The sequence below is a fragment of the Streptomyces sp. NPDC040610 genome, from assembly GCF_055594065.1.
Genome location: NZ_JBVIXA010000001.1, coordinates 434821 through 457728 on the forward strand (window position 1 = coordinate 434821; position 22908 = coordinate 457728).

A 22908-nucleotide genomic window follows, 5' to 3' on the forward strand; every position below is an offset into this window, starting at 1 on the left:
TCAGGCCTGGTACTCGGTGAGGTCGATCGCGTGAACGGTCAGCGGGACGCCGAGCGTGGGGTGGTCCGTCTTGCGCTCCGGCGCCATGCCGAGCTTGCGGGCCACGTTCTCCGAGGCCGTGTCGCCGGTGCGGAGGACGGCTACGACGCGGTCGAGGCCGCGGTCCTGGAGGGCGAACTCCAGGGTCGCGTGGGCGGCCTCGGACGCATAGCCCTGGCCCCAGAACTGGGGGCCGAGCCGCCACCCGATCGCCACGTCGGGCACGACCTCGGGGAAGAACTCCGCCATGGACAGGCCCGTGAAGCCGATCAGCTCGCCCGGGCCGAGGAGTTCGACGGCGAAGAGCCCGAAGCCCTCCTCGTCCCACTCCTCCTCCCACCGCTCGATCTCCTCGGCGGTGGTGTCCGCGTCGACCACGGAGCCGTCGCCGACCCACCGCATCGCGCGGGGGTCGGCGTTGATCTCCGCCATGAACGGGACGTCGTCCTCGTGCCAGCGACGGAGGAGGAGGCGGGGGGTGTGGATCTCGGTCATACGGGCCATCCTGCCGAAGGCAGGGGCCCCGGCGTCAATCCGCGACCCGCGAGCCCTGCGAACCCCCGCCCCCCTTCATGGGGTCACCCGTCACGATAGAACGCTCGTTTTAGCCGCATCGCGCACGCGGGACGTCTACGACGAGGTGCAGGTCGCCTCCGCGGTCACCTTCTGGGGCGTGCCCGTCGTGTTCTCGGCGGTGATCTGCCATCCGGTGCCGTCGGGGAGCGGGCGGGAGTCGCCGATGAAGGCCTGGCCGCTGGGGAAGGAGCCGCCGCCGCTGGTCACTTGGCCGGGGCCGCACCGGGCGGTCGCGACGCCCTCGGCGCCGGGCTGGACGGTGATCTGCTGGCCGATCCGGGTCTCATGGAAGGCCGTCGAGCACAGGGCGACCGCGTTGAAGCTCTGCGTCATGTCCGTGTCGTTGAACAGCACGGCGTTGTAGTTCCCGCCCGAGACGGAGAACCGCATGCCGATGACCTGGAGGCTCGACGCCTCCCACCCGCCGCCGGTGGGTGACTGGCCCTCGGGGCAGCGGACGTTGCTGATGCCGCTCTGCGAGTGGGCGGGCACCGTCAGGGGATTGGCGGCGGACACACGCGTGTGGGACTGGGGGGTGCAGACGACGAAGGCCGAACCTCGCCGCTCCGCGCCCGACTTGTTGGTGAACCTGACCTCCCACGTGTTGTTGCGGGGCGTCGAGCCGGACATGAAGAGGCCCTTGCCGGACCTGATGCCGCCGCCCCCGCTCGGCTGGCGGCCGGCCGGGCACGACGCGATGACCGTCGTGGACACGCCTGCCGGGATGACCAGCTCGGGGCTCTGGTGCCCCGAGTGGTCCATGGGGGCCGCGGCCCTGGGCTGCGCGGGGGCGGGCACGCCGCTCGCCCCCGCGCCGGTGGCCTCGGTCGCTCCTGCCGCGAGGGTCAGGGCGGCGACCGCCGCCATCACGGGAATCCTGATCCGCTTCACTTCGTCCTCCGATTGCCGGTGCTTCTGCACAGCAGGCATGCCCGATGCACCCGAAAAATCCAGGAAAGTCACTCCTCTGGGGTGAAATGGCTGGGCCAGGCGGCGGCCGGGCTCAGGGTGACGCCTCATAGCGGGTGGCCACGGCGGCGGCGCGCTCGCGCAGGGAGGTGCGCAGCCACGCCGGGGCCAGCGCTTCCGCGCTGGTGGCGAGCTGCCACAGGGCCCATACGGCGTGCCGGGCGTCCTGGAAGGTGGCTTCGAGCCGCAACTGCCCGTCCGCGTCGGCCTCTTCGGAGTGGACGGCCAGCGCGGTGCCGACCAGGTCCTCCCGGCGCGCCGGATCCATCCGTACGAGGACGGTGACCTGGTCGTCGCCACCGGTCCGGAACCGCGTGCCGCGCTCCTGCCAGGCGCGGTCCAGGTCGACGCGGTCGGCGCGCTGGGCGGGTTCGGGAAGCTCTTCGGCGGCGCGCACCCGGGACAGCCGGTAGGTGCGGTCCTCGCCGGACCTCGTGGCCAGCAGGTAGCCCTGGTCGCGGACGGTGACGAGGCCGATCGGGTCGACGGTGCGCCAGCGCGGCGGCTGGTCCGTGGCCGCGTAATGGATGCGCAGCTTGTGTCCGGCGAGCACCGCGCGGCGGACCTCGGCCATGACGGTGTCGGGCACCTCGTCGGCGGTCACGCGGCGCGAGAGTAGGTCGGTCTCCGGGTCGACGAGCAGGCGCTCGGCGACGTCGGCTGCGGTGTCCCGATGGCTCTCGGGCAGCGCGTCGACGACCTTCAGCATGGCCGCGGCGAGGGCCGAGCCGAGGCCGAAGACCTGCGCGCCGCGCCGGGACCCGGCGACCAGGAGGGCCAGCGCCTCGTCGTGATTCAGCCCCGTCAGCTCCGTCTGGAACCCGGGAAGCAGGGCGAAGCCGCCGTGCCGCCCGCGCTCCGCGTAGACGGGGACGCCCGCTGCGGACAGCGCCTCGATGTCCCGCAGGACGGTGCGCGTCGACACCTCCAGCTCGCGGGCCAGCGTCGTGGCGGAGAGCCGACCGCGCTGGCGCAGCAGCAGCACCAGGGAAACCAGCCGGTCGGCGCGCATGCGGGGACCCTAACGGATCACGCGACGGATCACGCGGTGGATCACGTGACGGAATACGTGACCAAGGGTGTCGTGATTGCCTTGGCAGGCTCATCAGCACGAGGTCGAGCACCGAGCGAATCGGTCAGGCACCGACGTATCGAACGCAACCGATGGAGCTGATGAGGCGATGGAGCGAACCGCGATCAACCCGGTCACGTGGTCGGCGGACATGGGATTCAACCAAGGGGAGGTCGTCTCCGGACACACCCGGACCCTGTACATCTCGGGCCAGACCGCGATGAGCGCCGACGGCAAGCCCCAGCACGACGACGACATGGCGGCACAACTGGAGCTGACCCTCGACAACTTGGAGGCCGTGCTCGCCGAGGCCGACATGACCCTCGCGAACCTCGTCCGCCTCAACGTCTACACGACCGACGTCGACCTGCTCTTCCAGCACTACGGCGTGCTGGCGGCGCGCCTCGGCGCCGCCCGGGTGGCGCCGACCACGACGATGCTCGGCGTGACGCGACTGGCGATCCCCACGCTGCTCGTCGAGTTGGAGGGGACCGCCGTCGCGTGAGCATCAGGCCCGGCGGCCGTGGAAGATGCCCCAGCGCAGGCGGTGGGCGCTGGTGGCGTCGACCCACAGGGGGAGGTTGGCGAGCAGGCCGTCGACGTACGCGGGGCTGATGGCGGCACGCAGGTCGGCCTCGCGGGCGCGGGTGTCGGCGGTCAGCCGGACGTAGTGGCGGGCGATCTGGGGGGTGTGGTCGTTGAAGTCGACGGGGTCCAGGCCCAGTTCGGCGAGGGTGTCCCGGTAGAACGTGGGGGTGGCGAGGGCGTCCACGCCGAGACGTGCGACCACCGGGCGCAGGGCCTCGGCGGGGGTGTCCTCGGCGGCCATGATGTCGGTGAAGGCGAGGGCGCCGCCGGGCTTGAGGACACGCGCGGCCTCGCTGAGGACGCGGGGGCGGTCGCCGCTGTGGCAGAACGCCTCCAGCGAGCAGACGGCGTCGAAGTGCCCGTCCCCGTACGGCACGTCGTGGAACGACCCCGTCACCACCTCGATCAGCCCGTCCAGGCCCCGCTTGGCGTTAGCCGCGCGGTGGCGCTCGTTCTGGGCGTCGCTGAGGTTGAGGGCGACGACATCGCAGCCGAAGCGGTCGGCGAGGTAGCGGGCGGTGCCGCCGTAGCCGGAGCCCAGGTCGAGGACGGTCCGGCCGGGGGAGAGGCGGTCCGCGAGCCGGTCGGCGAGGCGCTCGACGGTACGGCGGGAGGCGTCGGCGACGGGCTCCGCGTCGTGCTCGTAGATCCCGGTGTGGATGTCCTCGCCGCCCCAGACGATGTCGTAGAAGCGGTCGACGTCGGTGGATTCGTAGTAGGTGCGGGTGGCGTCCTCGTTGCCGGCCAGTGCGGTCGCGTCGGTCTCGTTGGTCTCGCTGGTCTTGTTCTCGGTCATGTGCGTTGTCCCCTAGCTCCTCGCCGTGCCGCTGCGACGGCGGCGGCTCAAGCGTGGGCGTCGGCGCGGGAAACGATCAAGAGGGCCAAGTCGGCCAACGGGGGTGCGGGGGCGCGGGGCGGGCCTCAGGTGTCGGCCCGCGCCTCCGCGCGCTCCGTGAGGAGGCGGTGGCAGAGGCGGGCGCGGGCGGCCAAGTCGTCGTCGACCGCGAAGAGTTCGGTGAGATAGAGGAGCAGGTTGGTGATGGTCGCCCGGTGCGGACTGCCGGAGAGGAAGGCCTCGGTGACAGTGGCCAGGTCACGCGACGGTTCGAGGATCAGCGCCCGGAACACGTCACCGAACCTGGCTTCGAGCGGCTGCGGTGAGTCCGGGCCGAGCAGCTCCTCCCAGTGCGTCCTGCACGACGCGAGGCCCGACTCGACCGTGTCCAACATGGCCAGCTCGAACAGGAAATTGTGGTCGCTGACCCTGCGGTCGGCGACCCTGGACAGATCGTCCCGTGCCTTCGCGAAATCTCCCGCCTGCCGGTACGTGACACCGCGCACGGCCTGGTGCCAGACGCGGTCGGGGTCGTGTGTGAGCGCGGCGGTGAGGTCGCTGATCGCTTCGTCGTGGCGACCGGCCTGCCGGTGGACGTCGCCCCGCTGCGCCTGGAAGTGGAACGCGGTGGGCTTGAGGCCGAACGCCGTGGTGAGGTCCTGGACGGCCTCCGCGAGCCGTCCGGTCCGCTGATGGGCGAGGCCTCGGAAGAAGAGGGCACTGGCATGAGTCGGCTGGAAGTCGAGGGCGGCGGAGTAGTCGTCGATGGCGTCCTGGTACCGACCGGCCTCACGATGGACCGACCCGCGCAACACCAGGACGTAGGGCATGCCGCTGCCCCTGTCGACGACGGCCGTGTAGTCCGCGACCGCCTCGTCGAAGTGCCGGAGCCTGCGATGCACTTCCGCGCGAGGCACTCGCCCGAGAAGGTTGTCGGGGTCGACGGTGAGGGCGCGGTCGAGCTCGGCGAGCGCTTCCTCGTCGCGCTCGGCGAACATGAGGAGCCTGCCGCGGTACGCATGGGCCAGGCTCCGGTGCCTGGCGCTCAGCGCGTCATGGCCCAGTACGGCGGTGAGGAAGCCCAGCGCGGGATCCGGGCCGGAGACGGCGGTGCGGAGCGTGTCGGCCCACGCCAGCAGATCCGGATCAGCCGTGTCGCGGGCCGCCTGCTGGAAGGCGTCCGTCCACTGCCGCAGCACCGCCACATCCTCATTGGCGGCACCGATGCCCACCGCCAGCGCGGTCGTCAACGCGGCCGACGGCCGGGCGCACAGACGGTGGTACATCTCGTCCAGGCGGTGCCGGACCCACTGGGCGTCGCCCCACCGCTTCGACGCGGGCAAGTCCTCCTGGAGCGCCGCGCGCCAGGCGCCGTGCGCCTCCGCCAGCCGCAGATGCGCCTCACCCCACCGCTGCGGTGAGAACGCCCGCCGCTGCCGCACCATGCTCGCCCGCACCACCGCGTGGAACTGCTTGCAGTCCCCGTGCCCGCTCACGAACGGCTGGCCGCACAGCCACCTCCACAGCCCCCGCGCCTCCTCCGGCACCGCCGCCGCGAACACGTCCTCGTCCAGGCGGGGTGCGAGGGCGCAGGCCAGGACCGCGTCCCGTTCGGCCGGGTCGTCGATCCACTGGACGAAACGCTCGACGGCCGCGTCCACCACGTCCACCTCGGCGCCCACCTCCTCCGCGCTCTCCGGCCGGGCCAGGGCCAGGAGTTCGACGAGGAGCGGCAGGCCGAGGGACAGGTGCAGGACGGCGTCCACCACGTCCGGCTCCGTCACCCCGCGCACGGCGAGGAGCGCCCGCGTCTCCGTCTCCGTGAAGACCTCAAGGGGTACGTCCGTGACATGGGGCCGCAGCGGTGCCCAGGGGCGTTCCGCCAGCTCGTCCCGCCCGGCAAGGACCACGATCACGTTCGGCGACAGGGGCCCGAAGGCGTCCTGGAACAGGTCGAGCAGCCACCCGTCCAGGAAGCGGCCCGTCTGCTCCCAGGTGTCGAAGAACAGCACCACCCAGGGGAACTTCCCGCACAGGCGGTCCAACTCGCCGACGAACGCCCGCGCGAGCCCCGTCGCGTCGGCCCCGCGGCCCCGGCGCCCCCGGCCCCCCTGCCCTCGTACCCCCGCACGCAGCCGGTCAAGACCCTGAGCCGCCGCGTCCGGACTCGCCATCGCCGCCGCCGACCCGACCCCGGGGATCAGGGCCGCCGCCCCGAGCGCGGCCTGCGTCACCACACGGCTTGACATGGACGCGTCGGCGGCCCCCACGGCCCCGTCGGCGAGCAGCGACTCCTCGGCCGCCGCCTCCTGCTCCCTGCGGTACTGCTCCGCCGCCTTGTCGAACTCCTTGAGGGGCCCCGCCTGTTCGGCGAGGCGCCGGGCCAACTCGGCCAGCGCCTGCGGCACCCCGTGCACATCGCTCTCGTCCACGACGGCGGTGACCGCGCCCGCCCGCCGGGCCGCCTCCTGCCACTGCCGAAGGAGCGTGGACTTGCCCACGCCCCCGACCCCGCGCACATGGAACAGGAAGTCCGCCGGGTCCTCCGCCGACGCCGGGTCCTTCGTCAGGTTCTCGGTGAACAGCGACACCTGCGCCCGCCGCCCCACGAACCGCGCCCGCGTACGCTCCCGGATCAACTCGCCCCGCGACCGCCCCCGACGCCCCGCCCCGGCCATACCCCTACCTCCACCAGCGCGGCGCCCCCACCGCGACAGACGCGAGCCATTGGCCTGCCATGCTGCCACCCGGAAGCCCGCCGGGGACGGCTCCCGGCCGAACCGGACGCGAGGGGTGAAGCCGTACCGGACGCGAGGGGTGAAGCCGTACCGGACGCGAGGCGTAAAGCAGTGGCGGGCCCGTCCCCCGCGCACGACCATGGGGCGCATGAGCGACCAACCCGCGCGATGGACCGAGGCGACCGTCTACCCCGACATGTGGACGGACCCGGACAACGACCCGCGCGACAGCGACGGCCCCAGCCCGGACGGCGAGCTGCCGACGCTCCTCGACTTCCTGTCGGGCTACCGCATGACGCTGCGCATGAAGTGCGAGGGCCTGGACCCCGAGCAGCTGGCCCGCCGCTCCGTCCCGCCCTCGACGATGTCCCTCCTCGGCCTGGTCCGCCACCTCGCCGAGGTCGAACGGGACTGGCGCGGCTGGATCGAGGGCGAGGCCCCGCCGAAGCTGTACGGCAAGAAGGACGCGGACTTCGAGGGCGCCGTCGCCGACCAGGCCGTGGTCGACGCCGCGTACGCCGACCTGGAGCGCGAACAGGCCGCGACGGACGCGGCCCTTGCCGCGCGCCCGGACCTGGGGGAGCGCCTGAAGAACGGCTCCTCGGTCCGGGAGCTGATGGTGCACCGGATCGAGGAGTACGCCCGCCACTGCGGGCACGCGGACCTGCTGCGCGAGTGCGTGGACGGCAGGGTGGGGCAGTAGTCGGCGGGCGGGTCGGTGGGGGCGGCTGCTAGCCGAACTGCACGCTGTGCGGGAGCGACCCGGTGAAGCTTCGGCTCTGCCGGGGAGCCAGCGTGCCCAGGGGCTCCTCGCAGCCCTGGTCGGAGTACAGCGTGGCCCTGGTGTCCGTGTTGTTCGAGGCGCTGTCCGCGCCCTGGAGGAGCAGACGGCACTCCCCGTTGGCCGGGTTGTTCATCTCCAGGTCGCCGGACTCGGGCGAGTGATAGGCGAAGGTGCCGGTGGCCGCGTACGCGCTGCTGGCGGGCAGGGCGGCGAAGAGGGCGAGGGCGGCGCCGAGGGCCAGCGCCGCGCGGGCGGTCTTCGAGGTGTGCGTGGTCGTCATGAACGTCAACGGTTCCTGACGGGAGCGGGTGGCGACAGGGAGTACGGGGGCGTGTCCCGCCGGTGCCGCGCCTCGCGCGCCCCCGCTGTGCGCGGGCGGTCCTTCTGACCCCTCGCGGGTGGTCCCTCGTGCGGGTGAGTCCTGGCATATGCGGACATGGCGGCGGGAAGTCACAGCCCCGTTGCCCGCACCATCCCGCACCGTCTCGCACCAATCCCGCACCCGTCCCGTACGAGAGGACCGCGCGTATGCGCTTCCGCACCGCCCTGGCCGCCGCCTTTGGCGCCCTCGCCCTGATCGTCACCCTGCCGACGTCCGCCGCCGCGGCCGAGGGGCAGTTCCAGTACACGTACAGCGGTCTCGACGGCAGCCCCCGAGTCGCCGTCATCGAGGACCCGGGCAGCTGGGAGTGCATCACCCTGCCGGAGGTGGCGGACCCGGACTCCAGCTCACCCGCGCACTCGCCGCGCAATCGGACGGACGAGTACGCCCTGGTCTTCACGGGGCCGGACTGCGACGGCGACTCGTTCACCCTCAAGCCGGAAACCGGGTACGGAAGCGAACGCCTCAAGGTCCGTTCGGTCCTTTTCTTCGCATAGCCGTAGCCGAACAGCCGTCCCAGGCACCCTCATGAACGACGGGAGGGCCGCCGCGCGGATTCGCGCAGGCGGCCCTTCCGGCCCTGCTGATCACCGGGCCCCGCACGGAACCGTCGGTCCTCTCACGGAACCGTCGGTCCCCTCACGGGAGCAGCTCGTCGAGCGCCCCGTCCAGCGTCTTGAACGCCCCCTCGCCCACGCTCAGCGCCTCGTACACGTACCGGACCGCCACCGCCTCCGGCGCCATCCCGCAGAACTGCGAGATGCCCTTGCCGAGCGTCAGCCCGACCGACTCCTCGAAGCCGAGGTCCGCGAACCGCGCCTGGTCGTAGCTGACGAGCCCGAGCCACAGCATCCGCTTGCCCGCCAGCTTCTTCTTCCCCCTGCCGTACGCGAACCCGTGGTTCCACACCCGGTCGATCCAGCCCTTGAGCAGCGCGGGGAGGCCGAACCACCAGAGGGGGAAGACGACCACGATCGCGTCCGCCTCCGCGATGCGCCGCATGTGCGCGCGGACCTCCGGCGAGTACTCCTTGTCCGGGTCGGCCCAGTCCGGCTCGTCGGCCGGGGTCATCCGGGGGTCGAAGCCCTCGGCGTCGAGGTCGAGGAGGTCGACGGTGTGGCCCTCGGCGGTGAGGCGCTCCTGGGCGTGGCGGACGAGCTGGGCGGTGAGGGAGTCGGGGCGGGGGTGGCCGGTGACGAGGAGGACCTTCGACTTCGTGGTCATCACTTGGCCTCTCCGTCCAGACGGACCAGCATCTTGCCGGTGTTGGCGCCGCGCAGCACCCCGAGGAAGGCCTCCGGCGCCTGCTCGATGCCGTCGACGACGGTCTCCTCCGTACGCAGCAGCCCTTCGCCGCGCAGCCGCACGGCCTCGCCGATCCACTCCGGGAACAGGTCCAGGTGGCTGGTGACCAGCATGCCGCGCAGGCTGGCCTCCTGCTTCGCGGCGTGGAAGAGGTTGTCGGGGCCGGGGACGGGGGTGGTCGCGTTGTACGTGCTGATGGCGCCGACGAGCGCGACCCGGGCCTGCGGGCGGAGCGCGCCGATCGCGGCCTGGAGGTGGTCGCCGCCCACGTTGTCCAGGTAGACGTCGATGCCGTCGGGCGCCGCCTCGGCGAGCTGCTCGGCCAGGGCGCCCTGGCGGTAGTCGATCGCCGCGTCGTACCCGAACGTGTCGAGCAGCTTCTTCGTCTTCGCGGGACCGCCCGCCGACCCGATCACCCGGGACGCGCCGAGCGCGCGGGCCACCTGCCCGGCGACACTGCCCACCGCACCGGCGGCGGCCGACACGAACACGACGTCCCCCTTCTTGACGGGCGCGGTCCGGGTCAGCGCCGCGTACGCCGTGAGCCCCGTGGTCCCGAGCGGGCCCAAGTAGGCGGACGCCGGGGCTATCTCCGTGTCGACGACCGTCACGGCGGCGGCGTCCAGAACGGCGTACTCGCGCCACCCGGCGAAGTGCGAGACCGTCGCGCCGACCGGCACCTCGGGAGCACCCGACGCGACGACCTCACCGATCGCCCCGCCCTCCAGGGGCGCCCCCAGCTCGAACGGCGCGATGTACGAGGGCACGTCGTCCATCCGCCCCCGCATGTACGGGTCGACCGACATCCACGTGTTCCGAACCAGGATCTGCCCCGCACCCGGAGCGTCCGGCAGCTCGGCGGTGGCGAGCTGGAAGTCGGCGAGAACGGGCTCCCCGGTGGGCCGGGCGGCAAGACGAATTTCACGGGACTGCGGCATGTCGGACTCCTCGGTAGTCGGCCTACGGCGGCCGGCGGCGCCTCCGCTGTGTCGCGGTGACATGGAAGAGATTGGCGGGGGGCGCGCACGGAACGCTGATGGTTCTCGCACGGGGGCGTTGGGGGAGGGAGGAGGAGGATCTTTCAGCCTGCCCGGCGTGCGAGGCCGAGGGCATGCCAGCCCGTCCGGCGTTTGAGGACGAGGCCGAAGGCCGACAGGGGGGAGAGGGGCGAAGCCCCATGAGGACGGGCGGGGGCCCGGGGGCGGCGGCCCCCGGTTTCGGGAAAGGGGTGGGCCTGGGGCGCCCCGCGAGGCCCACATACGGTGACCCCATGCGATTCGAGGTGCTGGGCCCCCTGGTGGTACGCACGGAGGACGGAACCCCCCTCCCCGTCCCGGAGGCAAAGGTGCGCGCCCTACTCGCAGCCCTCCTCGTACGAGCAGGCCACCCCACCCCCGTGGACACCCTCGTCGACGCCCTATGGGGCACCCGCACCCCCTCCAACCCCACCAACTCCCTCCAGACCAAGATCTCCCAACTCCGCCGAGCCCTGGCCGCAGGCAACCCCGCAGGACGCGACCTGGTGGCCCACACCCCCGCGGGCTACCGCCTGGCGACCCCCGAGGGCTCGACGGACGCGGACCACTTCGTGGCGCTGACCACCCAGGCGTACGGCGACGCCACCCCGGACACCAACGGCACGGACCCCCGTACCAAGGCGGAACTCCTGACCACAGCCCTGTCCCTCTGGCGGGGCCCCGCCTACGCCGACTTCCGCGACGCCGCATTCGCCCAGGCACCCGCCGCCCGCCTGGAGGAACAACGCCTCACCGCGACGGAGACCCTGGCCGAACTCCGCCTGGACCTGGGCGAACACGCCCTCCTGGCCGACGAACTGGCCGACCCGGTCACCCGCGAGCCCCTGCGCGAACGCCTCCGCGCGGCCCACATGCGCGCCCTCTACCGCGCAGGACGCCCCACCGAGGCCCTGGACGCGTACCACGACCTCCGTAACCGCCTGGCCGACGACCTGGGCATCGACCCGGGCCCCGACATCGCGGCCCTGCACGAGGCGATCCTCCGCCAGGACCCGAGCCTCACCCCTCCGCCACCCGCACGCGCACCCGCACCCGCGTCCACGTCTGCGCCCGCGTCCACACCCGCACCCAGACCCGCGCTCGCACCCGGACCCGCGCTCGCGCCGAGCCCACCGCTCCCCGCCCCTCCGACCCAGCCGAGCACGAACCTGCCCGCCCGCATCACGGACCTCATCGGCCGCGAAGCCGAGATCTCCCGCGTACGCGACCTGGTCCGCTCCACGCGCCTGGTGACCCTCACGGGCCCCGGCGGCGTGGGCAAGACCCGCCTGGCCCTGGAGGCGGCCCGCACGCTCCTCGCCGACCACGCCGACGAACTCCCGGACGGCGCCTGGCTGGTGGAACTGGCGGGAACGAAGGACGGCGTGGCGGAGACGGTGGCGGCGGCGCTGGGAATCCGCGAGGACGCGGCAGGCCTGGCGGCCCAGCAGGACGCGGCAGGCCTGGCGGCCCAGGAGGACATGTCAGCCCGTCCGGCGTTTGAGGACGAGGCCGAAGGCCGATCGACGCAAGCCGCCCCACCGGAAGGTGACTCCCACCCGGGGGCCCGGGGGCAGAGCCCCCGGTCTCGGGAAGGGGCGGGCTTGGGGAAGGACCCCCTGGCCCAAGCCCTGGCCCCCCGCCAAGCCCTCCTCGTACTGGACAACTGCGAACACCTCCTCGACCCCGTGGCCGACCTGGTCACCCACCTCCTCCGCACGGCCCCCCACCTCCGCATCCTCACCACCAGCCAGGAACCCCTCGCCCTGACCGGCGAAACCCTGGAACCCGTGGCCCCCCTCCCCGAGGACGAGGCCCTGCGCCTGTTCGCGGAACGAGCCCGAGCCACCACCCCCGACTTCACCCTGAACGACGACAACCGCGAGGCGGCGGCCCTCATCTGCCGCCGCCTGGACGGCATCCCCCTGGCCGTGGAGCTGGCCGCGACCCGCGTCCGCACCCTCGGCGTGCACGCCCTCGCCGACCGCCTCCACGACCGCTTCCGCCTCCTCAACCAGGTCCGCCGCGACGCCCCGGCCCGCCAGCGCACCCTGCGGGCGATGATCGACTGGAGCTGGGAACTCCTCACGGCCCCGGAACGCCAGGCCCTGCGCCAACTGGCCGTGTTCTCGGGCGGCTTCACCCTGGAGAGCGCGGAGGCCGTCCTGGGCGAGGAGATCGCCGCCGCGGCCCCGGCCGGGGCCGAGCACACCGCCGCCCCGGCCGACGCGCCGGACGCCTCCGTCCTGGACCTGGTGACCCGCCTGGCCGACCGCTCACTCCTCACCCCCGCGGCCCCCGCCCCCGACGGCACCCTCCGCCACCGCATGCTGGAATCCGTCACCGCCTACAGCCTCGAACGCCTGGCGGAGGCAGGCGAGTCGGCCGACCTGCGCCACCGCCACGCCCTCCACTACGCCGACCTCGCCGAACGCGCCGCCCCCGCCCTCACGGGCCCCGACCAACGCCGCTGGCTGCGCCGCCTGGACGCCGAGACGGTCAACCTCCGCGCCGCCCTGGACTGGTCCACCAGCCACCCCGACCCGACCCTCACCCTCCGCCTGGTCAACTCCCTGACCTGGTACTGGTTCCTGCGCGGCCGCCTCAGCGAGGCCCAGCGCTGGCTCCGCCTCGCCCTGCGCGAGGACACGCTCGGCCTGCGCGAGGGCGTGGAGGGCGCTCGACGCCCGGAGGGGGTGTGGCAGGGGAGCGGGGCCTGGCACGGGGAGGGCGCCCTGCGTGGGGTCGGCACCTCGCACGGGGTCGGCACCTCGTACGGGGAGGTCACCCGGCACCGGGAGGGCACCCCGAACGGGGAGGTCACCCCGTACCGGGAGGGCGGCTCGCATAGGGATGGCGGCTCGCATGGGGGCGGCGCCTCGCACGGAGCCCGAGCCACAGCCTCCGCCGCCCTCGGCGCCTTCAGCCTCCTCACCGGCGAGGAAACCTGCGCCCACGGCGCGGCCTGCACCCCCGGAGAGGGCCCCGCCGACCCCCGCTCCCGCTGGCTCCTCTCCTTCGCCCGCTGCGGCTTCGAACGCACCGAGGAGGAGGCGGCCCGCGTCGACGCGCTCCTCGACGAGTTCCGTACTACGGGCGACCTCTGGGGCGAGGCCGCGACCCTCAGCGTCCGCGCCACCCGCGCCCTCTACTCGGGCGACCTCCCCGCCCTGCGCGCCAACGCCACCCGCAGCGCCGCCCTCTTCGCCGAACTCGGCGACCGCTGGGGCCAGTTGCAGTCCTCCGAACAGCTCGGCATCCTCGCCGAGATCGCCGCCGACTACGACGAGGCCGCCCGCCTCCAGCACGAGGGCATGGCCATCGCCGAAGAGCTGGAACTCTGGATCGACGTCTCCTTCCGCCTGTCCCGCCTCGGCCGCCTCGCCCTCCTCGCGGGCGACGACACCCGCGCCACCGAGTACCACGAACGCGCCGCCCGCCTCGCCGTCCGGCAGTCCCACCGGCCCGCGCAGCAGTTCGCCGAGGTGGGCCTGGCCCTCGGCGCCCGCCGCCGCGGCGACCTCGACACCGCCGAACGCCATCTGCTGCGCTGGCTCGACTTCAACCGCCGCTTCGGCGTCGACTCCGGCAACGCGCTGATCCTCGCCCAGCTCGGCTACGTCGCCGAGCAGCGCGGCGACGCCGCCCGCGCCGAGGCCCTGCACCGCGAGGGCCTGGACGTCGCCGGAGGCACCGGCGACAACCGGGCCGTGGCCCTCGCCCTCGAAGGCCTCGCGGGCGCCCGCTCGCTCGCCGGCGACCACCTCCACACCGCCGCCCTCCTCGGCGAGGCCGCCGCCCTCCGCGCCGCCGAGGACTCCCCCCTGCCCCCGGCCGAACGCGCCGACGTCGACCGCGCCACCACCCGCTCCCGCACGGCCCTCGCCCCGACCGCCTTCGACGCCGCGTACGAGACCGCGTACGAGACCGCGTACGAGAAGGGCGTCGCGGAGGCCGCCGGGTAGCCCCTGTCCCCGGGCGCCTGGGGCCATGCCGGGGCCCGGGGGGCGATGCGCGCCCGGGGCGACGCGGGGGCCGCGGTGAGGCGAGGCCGGGGGCGAGGTGGGCCCGCGGTGAGGCGGGGCCTGCCGTGAGGCGGGGCCTGCCGTGAGGCGGGGCCTGCCGTGAGGTGGGGCCTGCCGTGAGGTGGGGGCCCGCCCGGCCCCACCCTCCGAGCCGAGGCCGGCGCTAGCCCAGCACCGCCCGCAGCTGGTCGAGCCCCCAGTCCAGATCCTCCTTGCTGATCACCAGCGGCGGCGCGATCCGGATCGTCGAGCCATGGGTGTCCTTCACCAGGACCCCGAGGTCCATCAGCTTCTCGGAGATCTCCCGGCCCGTGCCCTGCGCCGGGTCGATGTCGACGCCCGCCCACAGACCGCGCCCGCGCACCTCCGTGACCTTGCCGGAGCCCACGAGCAGGCGCAGCTCGGCGTGCAGATGCTCGCCCAGCTCCGTGGCCCGCTGCTGGAACTCGCCGGTGTTCAGCATCGCGACGACCTCCAGGGCCACCGCGCACGCCAGCGGATTCCCGCCGAACGTCGACCCGTGCTCACCCGGCCGGAACACCCCGAGCACGTCCGCGTCCGCCACCACCGCCGACACCGGCACGACCCCGCCGCCGAGCGCCTTGCCGAGTACGTACATGTCCGGCACCACGCCCTCGTGGTCGCACGCGAACGTCCGGCCCGTCCTGCCGAGCCCCGACTGGATCTCGTCCGCGATGAACAGGATGTTGTAGTCGCTGGTCAGCTCCCTGACCCCGGGGAGATAGCCCGGCGGCGGCACAAGGACCCCCGCCTCGCCCTGGATCGGCTCGATGAGCACCGCCACCGTGTCGTCCGTGACCGCCTCGCGCAGCGCCTCCAGATCGCCGTACGGCACGATGTCGAAGCCCGGCGTGTACGGGCCGTAGTCCGCGCGGGCCTCCGGGTCCGTGGAGAAGCTGACGATCGTCGTCGTACGCCCGTGGAAGTTGTCGCTCGCCACCACGATCCTGGCCCGGCCGTCCGGCACCCCCTTGACCCGGTACCCCCACTTCCGGGCCGTCTTCACCGCCGTCTCCACGGCCTCCGCGCCCGTGTTCATCGGCAGCACCATGTCCTTGCCGCACAGCTCGGCCAGGCGCGCGCAGAACTCCGCGAACCGGTCGTGGTGGAACGCCCGCGACGTCAGCGTCACGCGCTCCAACTGCTCCTTGGCCGCCTCGATCAGACGGCGGTTGCCGTGCCCGAAGTTCAGCGCCGAGTACCCGGCGAGCATGTCGAGGTAGCGACGGCCCTCCACGTCCGTCATCCACGCGCCCTCCGCCGAAGCGACCACGAGGGGCAGCGGGTGGTAGTTGTGCGCGCTGTGCGCCTCGGCCGAGGAGATGAGGTCTTCCGTAGCGGTCACGGGGGGCTCCGTTTCTCTCGTGCGCACGTCGTTGTGCGCTTTCTTCCGGCTGTTCACGGCGCGGTGCGCGTTCTTCCGGTACGGGACAGGACCTGACAGGACAGGTACGTGTCCTGTCCTATCGTCGCTCGCATCCTCAACGAAGGGCATGGACGAAGGACCACGACACAGTGGAGTGCCCGATAGGCTGGTTTTTCACAGCACGGCGACTGGCGCACAGGGAATCGACCCTGAGGAAGCCGTGCGAGGCAACACCTTCGAGGTGCCGCCCCGCCTGGGCACCCCGGGACCACGACCGGACACTCTCACCGCTCGCCCCGGAGGACGCCATGACGCAGCCCCCTGCCCAAGAGACCGCTGCTCCCCAGACCGCTGCCCACCAGCACCCCGCCCTCGCCGCCACCGACCCCGAACTCGCCGCCCTCGTCACCGCCGAGGAACGCCTCCAGGCCGACACCCTCCGCCTGATCCCCAGCGAGAACTACGTCTCCACCGCCGTCCTCGAAGCCTCCGGCACCGTCCTGCAGAACAAGTACAGCGAGGGCTACCCGGGCCGCCGCTACTACGAGGGCCAGCAGAACATCGACCAGGTCGAGCGCCTCGCCGTCGCCCGCGCCAAGGCCCTCTTCGGCACCGACCACGCCAACGTCCAGCCCTACTCCGGCTCCCCGGCCAACCTCGCCGTCTACCTCGCCTTCGCCGAGCCCGGCGACACCGTCATGGGCATGGCCTTGCCGATGGGCGGCCACCTCACCCACGGCTGGGGCGTCTCCGCCACCGGCAAGTGGTTCCGCGGCGTGCAGTACGCCGTGCGGCAGGACACCGGGCTCGTCGACTTCGACGCCGTCCGCGAACTCGCCCTGAAGGAACGGCCCAAGCTGATCTTCTGCGGCGGCACCGCCCTGCCCCGCACCATCGACTTCGCCGCCTTCGCCGAGATCGCCCGCGAGTCCGGCGCCGTCCTCGTCGCCGACATCGCCCACATCGCCGGACTCGTCGCCGGCGGCGCCCACCCCTCACCCGTGCGGCACGCCGACGTGATCTCCACGACCACCCACAAGACCCTGCGCGGCCCCCGCGGCGCCATGCTCCTGGCCCGCGAGGAACACGCCAAGGCCATCGACAAGGCCGTCTTTCCCGGCCTCCAGGGCGGCCCCCACAACCAGACCACCGCCGCCATCGCCGTCGCCCTCCACGAAGCCGCCCAGCCCTCCTTCCGCAGCTACGCCCACGCCGTCGTCGCCAACGCCAAGGCCCTCGCCGACGCCCTCCTCGCCCGCGGCTTCGACCTCGTCTCCGGCGGCACCGACAACCACCTCGTCCTGATGGACCTCACCCCCAAGGACGTCCCCGGCAAGGTCGCCGCGAAGGCCCTCGACCGCGCCGGGATCGTCGTCAACTACAACACCGTCCCCTACGACCCCAGGAAGCCGTTCGACCCCTCCGGCGTCCGCATCGGCACCCCCTCCCTGACATCACGCGGCCTCGGCACCGAGCACATGGCCGCCGTCGCCGACTGGATCGACCGCGGGGTCCGCGCCGCCGGGTCCGGCGACGAGGACGCCCTCCTGAAGATCCGCGGCGAGGTCGCCGAGCTGATGGCCGCCTTCCCGGCCCCGGGCCTGCCCACGGCCTGACCGGTCCGGCACGGATCGCTCAGAGGCGGGGGGCTCAGAGGCCGGGCGGGCTCAGGGCTCGGACCGCTCGGGGCGCGGACCACTCAGGGCGCGGGGCAGCTCAGGTGTCGAGCAGCTCCTGGCGCGGGGGCTCGTCCCCGTGGTCGCGGGGGGGGGGGGGGGGGGGGGGAAAGGACCACCCCCCCCCCCCCCCCCCCCCCCCCCCCCCCCCCCCCCCCCCCCCCCCCCCCGCCCCCGCCGCCGCGCTCGGTATCGCCCAGTGCCAGCCCGAGTCGTCCCCGGCGTCGGAGTCCCCGCTGCCGGAGGCCGCGCCGCCTCCGCCGTCCGCGTCCGGGGCCGCCGCCCGCGCGGGTGCCGGGCTCTCCGGCCCCGGCGCCGCCGCCTCGCTGGGGCGGATCCCCGCGTGGTCGCGCTCCGACAGCCTGCCCATCAGGCCCAGGTCCTTCAGGAGGGAACGCAGGGCCGACGGGTCCGGGGAGCGGTGCCAGTACCCCTGCATCGTCTCCGGGGCCGTCGTCGTGTGGATCCATATCGCCGTGCCCTTCGCCGCCGACGGCTCCGGATACACCCGGTCCACGCGCCACGGCCGCACATCGTGCACCAGCCAGGTCACATTGATCTGGCGGGTGGAGCCCAGGGCCAGGCCCGGCGGCTGCTCGCGCCCACCCTTGGTCGTGGGGCCGAGCAGGGTCTCCAACTCGGCATACCTCTTCCCCTCTCTGTACAACGACGCCGTCTCGCCGCTCTCCGGTGAGGTGAGCAGCACGCTCGTCGGCCCGCCCGCCGCCGCCCACGGCGCGCACAGCAGCACCACGGCCAGCGCTCCGGCCAGCGCGGTCAGTCCCCTTGCCGTTCGCATGTCCGACCCCCTGCGGCTCCCCGGCACGGTCCCTCCGCGCCGCCTCACTTCTGGTACACCGCCCGAGCCCCGCGGGTTCCACTCCGCGGCCACCCGATCCGAACTAATTCCCGGGCCCCGTCCCCGCACCGCGCTCCGGCACCGACTTCGCGATCTCCGTCGCCCGCGCCTTCGACGCCACCCCCTCGAGCCGCAGCGTCAGCCGCCGCTGGTCCGTCCACAGCAGCGTCGGGCCCGCGGGCCGCACCGCCCGCTTCCAGCTCCCGCCGTCCGGGTCGAGGAGCCACAATTCGAGGCGGTGCGGGCGGGCGAACCACAGGGCCGTGCCCCGGCCGAGGTCGAGCCACTCGGGCATGCCCGGCACCAGCTTCGTGAAGCCCGGGTCGAGCGGGGCCGGGAACTCGTCGAGCCGGACCGTCCGGCCGTCCTCGCGCCAGCACAGCGTGATCAGGGAACGCCCCGCGGGCTCCCGCGTCACCACCACCGCGTCCGGCTCCCCGAGCGCCCCGGGCACGACCGGCCGGAACCCGGCCTCCCGCTCGGCCCGTGCAAGAGACACCGACGGCGTGCCGCACTCCGGCGCGGGGGCGCCGGACGGCGGCGGCGACGGGTCGTACCGCACCTCGACCCCGCCGAAGTCGAACCAGTCGAAGACCGCCGCCCGCACGGGAGGCGTCAGCGCGAGCACGGTCAGCAGCCCGCACACGGACGCGGTGACCGCGCGCCACCGTGCCCGCAGCCCCTGCCGCACGCGCCGCAGGCCACGGCGGAGCCGCTCGCCCCGGCCGGGCGGCTCGGGCGCGGGGACCCCGGCGCCCTCGGTCAGTATCTGCGCGAGCACCCGCTCGACCATCGTCTCCTCGCCCGCGTGCCGGTCCAGCGAGCGCCCCAGCGCCCGCAGCTCCGCGGGCAGTCCCGCAGCACCGGAACGCCCCGCGCCCCCGGCGCCCCGCACGTCCTCCGTGCCGCCCTTGCCGTCCGCACCACCCGTACCGTCCGCACCACCCGTGCCGTCCATGCCCTTCACCTCCCCTCACCCCCTTCCGGAAGCAGTCGCTCCAGCTTGCGCAGGGCCCGGTTCAGCCGGGACTTCACCGTGCCCCTCGGCCAGCCCAGGGCCTGGGCCGTCTCCGTCTCGTCCATCTCCAGGAGATAGCGGTACGTCACGACCAGGCGGTGGTCCTCGCCCAGGCGGTCCAGGGCGGCCAGGAGCGCCGCCCGGCGCTCGCGCTCCAGGGCCGCCACGGCCGGGTCGGCCGACTCCGCTATCAGCGGCTCGGGCTCCGTCAGCGCGGCCTCGCGGCCCGCCACCGAGCGCTGCCGCGCCGCCGAACGCACTGTGTTCCTCGTCTCATTGGCGACGATCGAAAGCAGCCACGGCTTGAACGCCGAGCCGTCCCGGAACCGCCCCAGCGCGCGATACGCCTTGAAGAAGGACTGCTGCACCACGTCCTCGGCGTCCGAGCCCGCGCCGAGGGCGGCCGCCGCCCGCAACGCCACGCCCGTGAAGGCGCGCACCAGCTCGGCGTACGCCTCCGGCTCGCCCGCGCGCACCCGTGCGATGACCGCCGCCTCGTCGACGCCGATGCCGTCCCCCTCCAGCGCCCGCCCCTCCGGGCTCCCAGGGCTCCCCGGAGCCTCCTGAAGAGCCTTCCCCCGTGCACTCACACTCTTGGTACACCGCCCGGACCGAATCGGTTCCCACCCGTCACGCACCAGTTCCCGACCAACGGGCGACACCTGAGAGAATGCTGAGCATGGCCTCTGAACGTCCCCGCCTCCCCGCCGGTGACCGACCCCGCGTGCTCTCCGGAATCCAGCCCACCGCAGGCTCGTTCCACCTCGGCAACTACCTGGGCGCGGTCCGCCAGTGGGTGGCCCTCCAGGAGTCCCACGACGCCTTCTACATGGTCGTGGACCTGCACGCGATCACGGTCCCGCAGGACCCGGCCGACCTGCGTGCGAACACCCGCCTCGCCGCCGCCCAGCTCCTCGCCGCCGGGCTCGACCCCGAGCGCTGCACGCTGTTCGTCCAGAGCCACGTCCCCGAGCACGCCCAGCTCGCCTGGGTCATGAACTGCCTCACCGGCTTCGGCGAGGCCAGCCGCATGACGCAGTTCAAGGACAAGTCGGCCAAGCAGGGCGCCGACCGCGCGTCGGTGGGCCTGTTCACGTACCCGGTCCTCCAGGTCGCGGACATCCTGCTCTACCAGGCCAACGAGGTGCCGGTCGGCGAGGACCAGCGCCAGCACATCGAGCTGACCCGGGACCTCGCCGAGCGCTTCAACGGCCGCTTCGGGCAGACGTTCAAGGTCCCCTCGCCGTACATCCTCAAGGAGACGGCGAAGATCTACGACCTGCAGGACCCGGCGATCAAGATGAGCAAGTCGGCGTCCACCCCGAAGGGCCTCGTCAACCTGCTCGACGAGCCCAAGGCCACCGCGAAGAAGGTCAAGAGCGCCGTCACCGACACCGACACGGTGATCAAGTACGACCCCGTGGACAAGCCGGGCGTCAGCAACCTCCTGACCATTTACTCCACGCTCACGGGCACCGGTATCGCGGAACTTGAGCAGAAGTACACCGGCAAGGGCTACGGTGCGCTGAAGACCGACCTCGCCGAGGTCATGGTCGAGTTCGTGACCCCGTTCCGGGACCGCACCCAGGAGTACCTGGACGACCCGGAGACGCTCGACTCGATCCTGGCCAAGGGCGCGGAGAAGGCTCGTGCCGTCGCGGCGGAGACCCTGGCCCAGGCGTACGACAAGGTGGGCTTCCTGCCCGCCAAGCACTGAGCTCGACCCGAGCGACCCGACCGAGCACCACCCCGCCGTCCGGCACGGCGGCGACCCCTGCCCACCAACACGACGACAGGAGTACGACGTGGGGACCGTAACGATCGGTGTGTCGATCGCGGTCCCGGAGCCACACGGCAGCCTGCTCCAGGAGCTGCGCGCCGGCTTCGGGGACCCCGCCGCCCACGGCATCCCCACGCACGTCACGCTGGTGCCGCCGACCGAGGTGGAGTCCGGGTCGCTGCCCGCCATCGAGGACCACCTGACGGCGGTCGCCGCCGCGGGGCGCCCGTTCCCGATGCGGCTCTCCGGGACGGGAACCTTCCGGCCGCTGTCGCCCGTTGTGTTCGTACAGGTCGTCGAGGGCGGCTCGGCCTGCTCGTGGCTCCAGGAGAGAGTCCGCGACACCTCGGGTCCGCTCGTACGGGAACTGCAGTTCCCGTACCACCCGCATGTCACCGTCGCCCACGGCATCGCCGAAGAGGCCATGGACCGGGCCTACGAGGAGCTCGCCGGGTACGAGGCCGAGTGGCCCTGCACCGGCTTCGCGCTGTACGAGCAGGGGGCCGACGGCGTCTGGCGCAAGCTGCGCGAATTCGTCTTCGGGGGGACGACGGTTCCCCCGCAGGCGGGCGCTCCCGCCGCGCGGGGTACGCTGCCCGCCCGCTGACCGGGCGGGACTCGGGGAGACCCGGGAGGTGCCGGACGGGGGCTTCGGTGAAGGCGTACAGAGCCGTGGTGAGCGCGATCGCCGGAGCGCTGCTCCTGGCCGGGTGCGGCGGGGACGGCGGTGGCTCCGCAGGCGACGCGGACGGATCGCGCGCGTCGGGCGGGCCGGGTGCAGCCAAGCGTGGCTCCTGGAAGATCGTGCACATCGACAAGCGGGCCAGGGGCACGGTGGAGGCCGTCGTGGCCGCCGCCGAGGACGACATCTGGGCCGCGGGCGCCGACCAGGGCGCGGCGCGGCCCGACAGCTACCTGCTGCGCCACGACGGCTCCACGTGGCGGCGCACCCCGCTGCCCGCCGCGCTGGGCGGACGCATCACCCAGCCCCGGCTCGACGCGTCCGGGCCCGACAACGTGTGGCTCCACGGGGTGGCGGCCCCGGTCGGCTCCCGCATCGCCCGCTGGGACGGCACCCGCTGGCGCGCCGTCCCGCGGCCGCCCGTCCAGGGCGCCGTCGGCGACCTCAAGGCCTTCGCGCCCGACGACGCCTGGGCGCTCGTCGGCGGGAAGGCCGCGCACTGGGACGGCCGCCGCTGGACCGTCACCTCGCTGCCCGCCGTCGCCAACGGGCTCGACGGGAGCTCCGGGGACAACGTGTGGGCCGTCGGGTACCGCGACAGCGGGCCCGGGGTGGGTGGCGCCGGGGGCGAGGAGACGCAGCCCGCCGCCATGCGCTGGGACGTCCGCGCCCGCGCCTGGAAGCTCACGCCGACGCCCGCCTTCCGCTTCCCCGACCCCGTCCCGCCGGGGCCCGGCGCCTCCCTCGACGGGGTGCTCGCCGTGTCCCGCGACGAGGTGTGGGCGTACGGCATGCACTCCTTCGACCAGGGCGAGTCGCCGACCGGGCCGCCCGCCGAGCGCGTCCTGCTCCGCTGGGACGGCTCGCGCTGGCGGCAGCAGGCGGACGCCGACACCGACCCCTGCCTGTCGCGGCCGCCCGTCGCCCACGACGGCGCGGGTGGCCTCCTCTTCGAACGGCACCGGTTCCGCGCCGCCGACGGGTCCTGCCGGAAGGTCCCCTGGGAGCGGCTGCCCGTCGGCGGCGCGGTCACCGCGAGCGGCAAGCAGCAGTTGTGGTTCGAGGGGGTGGGGCGGGTGCCCGGGACCAAGGGGTTCGTGGGGGGCGGGAAGGTGTATGTGATGCAGAGCGGGAATCCGTTGGTGTTGCCTGTGGTGGCGGTCTACGAGCGCTGAGC

19 protein-coding genes and 1 riboswitch are annotated in these 22908 nt (G+C 73.5%); of the genes, 8 read left to right on the forward strand and 11 right to left on the reverse strand.

The window, feature by feature from the left end; all coding sequences use genetic code 11:
- From ACZ6AA_RS02100 to ACZ6AA_RS02110, 3 genes are all read right to left on the reverse strand, one after another.
- Complete coding sequence (locus tag ACZ6AA_RS02100; RefSeq protein WP_468450927.1) at positions 1–534, reverse strand: GNAT family N-acetyltransferase; 534 nt, start codon at positions 532–534, stop codon at positions 1–3.
- Positions 535–669: 135 nt separating this feature from the next.
- Positions 670–1545 carry a hypothetical protein gene (locus tag ACZ6AA_RS02105; protein ID WP_468450929.1) on the reverse strand — a complete coding sequence of 292 codons (876 nt, stop codon included), beginning with the start codon at positions 1543–1545 and terminating at the stop codon, positions 670–672.
- A gap of 73 nt (positions 1546–1618) precedes the next feature.
- On the reverse strand, positions 1619–2596 hold the full coding sequence (locus ACZ6AA_RS02110) for a helix-turn-helix transcriptional regulator (RefSeq protein WP_471455752.1): 978 nt from the start codon (positions 2594–2596) through the stop codon (positions 1619–1621).
- Between the two features lie 169 nt (positions 2597–2765).
- Here ACZ6AA_RS02110 and ACZ6AA_RS02115 point away from each other — a divergent pair, with 169 nt between their 5' ends.
- On the forward strand, positions 2766–3161 hold the full coding sequence (locus ACZ6AA_RS02115; protein WP_471455753.1) for a RidA family protein: 396 nt from the start codon (positions 2766–2768) through the stop codon (positions 3159–3161).
- A 3-nt stretch (positions 3162–3164) separates the two neighbouring features.
- Here ACZ6AA_RS02115 and ACZ6AA_RS02120 read toward each other — a convergent pair whose 3' ends face one another.
- Positions 3165–4040, reverse strand: a complete 876-nt coding sequence (locus ACZ6AA_RS02120; protein ID WP_471455754.1) for an SAM-dependent methyltransferase — start codon at positions 4038–4040, stop codon at positions 3165–3167.
- 125 nt (positions 4041–4165) lie between these two features.
- Entirely contained in the window at positions 4166–6757 is a 2592-nt protein-coding gene (locus ACZ6AA_RS02125) for a tetratricopeptide repeat protein (protein WP_471455755.1), read from the reverse strand.
- A 199-nt stretch (positions 6758–6956) separates the two neighbouring features.
- Here ACZ6AA_RS02125 and ACZ6AA_RS02130 point away from each other — a divergent pair, with 199 nt between their 5' ends.
- On the forward strand, positions 6957–7520 hold the full coding sequence (locus ACZ6AA_RS02130; RefSeq protein ID WP_468450939.1) for a DinB family protein: 564 nt from the start codon (positions 6957–6959) through the stop codon (positions 7518–7520).
- A 28-nt stretch (positions 7521–7548) separates the two neighbouring features.
- Here the strand turns inward: ACZ6AA_RS02130 and ACZ6AA_RS02135 are convergent, their stop codons facing one another.
- On the reverse strand, positions 7549–7881 hold the full coding sequence (locus tag ACZ6AA_RS02135) for a hypothetical protein (RefSeq protein WP_468450940.1): 333 nt from the start codon (positions 7879–7881) through the stop codon (positions 7549–7551).
- Positions 7882–8129: 248 nt separating this feature from the next.
- Here ACZ6AA_RS02135 and ACZ6AA_RS02140 point away from each other — a divergent pair, with 248 nt between their 5' ends.
- Complete coding sequence (locus ACZ6AA_RS02140) at positions 8130–8480, forward strand: hypothetical protein (protein ID WP_468450942.1); 351 nt, start codon at positions 8130–8132, stop codon at positions 8478–8480.
- A gap of 142 nt (positions 8481–8622) precedes the next feature.
- On the opposite strand, the gene ACZ6AA_RS02145 is transcribed toward ACZ6AA_RS02140, so the two are convergent.
- A complete protein-coding gene (locus tag ACZ6AA_RS02145) occupies positions 8623–9207 on the reverse strand; it encodes an NAD(P)H oxidoreductase (protein WP_468450944.1) in 585 nt (194 codons plus the stop codon).
- Positions 9207–10226 carry an NADP-dependent oxidoreductase gene (locus ACZ6AA_RS02150; RefSeq protein WP_471455758.1) on the reverse strand — a complete coding sequence of 340 codons (1020 nt, stop codon included), beginning with the start codon at positions 10224–10226 and terminating at the stop codon, positions 9207–9209. The genes ACZ6AA_RS02145 and ACZ6AA_RS02150 overlap by 1 nt, the downstream gene beginning before the upstream one ends.
- Positions 10227–10558: 332 nt before the next feature.
- On the opposite strand from ACZ6AA_RS02150, the gene ACZ6AA_RS02155 reads away from it, so the two are divergent.
- A complete protein-coding gene (locus ACZ6AA_RS02155; RefSeq protein WP_471455760.1) occupies positions 10559–14269 on the forward strand; it encodes an AfsR/SARP family transcriptional regulator in 3711 nt (1236 codons plus the stop codon).
- A gap of 223 nt (positions 14270–14492) precedes the next feature.
- On the opposite strand, the gene rocD is transcribed toward ACZ6AA_RS02155, so the two are convergent.
- Positions 14493–15695, reverse strand: coding sequence for an ornithine--oxo-acid transaminase (gene rocD / locus ACZ6AA_RS02160; RefSeq protein WP_468480424.1), 1203 nt, complete (start codon positions 15693–15695; stop codon positions 14493–14495).
- 195 nt (positions 15696–15890) lie between these two features.
- A riboswitch (ZMP/ZTP riboswitch) is annotated at positions 15891–15982 on the forward strand.
- A gap of 42 nt (positions 15983–16024) precedes the next feature.
- On the opposite strand from rocD, the gene ACZ6AA_RS02165 reads away from it, so the two are divergent.
- A complete protein-coding gene (locus tag ACZ6AA_RS02165; RefSeq protein ID WP_471455763.1) occupies positions 16025–17332 on the forward strand; it encodes a serine hydroxymethyltransferase in 1308 nt (435 codons plus the stop codon).
- 962 nt (positions 17333–18294) lie between these two features.
- On the opposite strand, the gene ACZ6AA_RS02170 is transcribed toward ACZ6AA_RS02165, so the two are convergent.
- Both ACZ6AA_RS02170 and ACZ6AA_RS02175 read right to left on the reverse strand, forming a co-directional pair.
- Entirely contained in the window at positions 18295–19209 is a 915-nt protein-coding gene (locus ACZ6AA_RS02170) for a hypothetical protein (protein ID WP_471455765.1), read from the reverse strand.
- A gap of 5 nt (positions 19210–19214) precedes the next feature.
- Entirely contained in the window at positions 19215–19793 is a 579-nt protein-coding gene (locus tag ACZ6AA_RS02175; RefSeq protein ID WP_468480587.1) for an RNA polymerase sigma factor, read from the reverse strand.
- 155 nt (positions 19794–19948) lie between these two features.
- Between ACZ6AA_RS02175 and trpS the strand changes: the two genes are divergently transcribed.
- From trpS to ACZ6AA_RS02190, 3 genes are all read left to right on the forward strand, one after another.
- Positions 19949–20986: a tryptophan--tRNA ligase gene (gene trpS, locus ACZ6AA_RS02180; protein WP_468450958.1), complete on the forward strand. Its 1038-nt coding sequence runs from the start codon at positions 19949–19951 to the stop codon at positions 20984–20986.
- 88 nt (positions 20987–21074) lie between these two features.
- Positions 21075–21656 carry a 2'-5' RNA ligase family protein gene (locus tag ACZ6AA_RS02185; RefSeq protein ID WP_468450960.1) on the forward strand — a complete coding sequence of 194 codons (582 nt, stop codon included), beginning with the start codon at positions 21075–21077 and terminating at the stop codon, positions 21654–21656.
- Between the two features lie 68 nt (positions 21657–21724).
- Positions 21725–22906 (forward strand): beta propeller repeat protein, encoded by a 1182-nt coding sequence (locus tag ACZ6AA_RS02190; protein WP_471455768.1) that lies wholly within the window; start codon positions 21725–21727, stop codon positions 22904–22906.
- Positions 22907–22908: the final 2 nt, after the last annotated feature.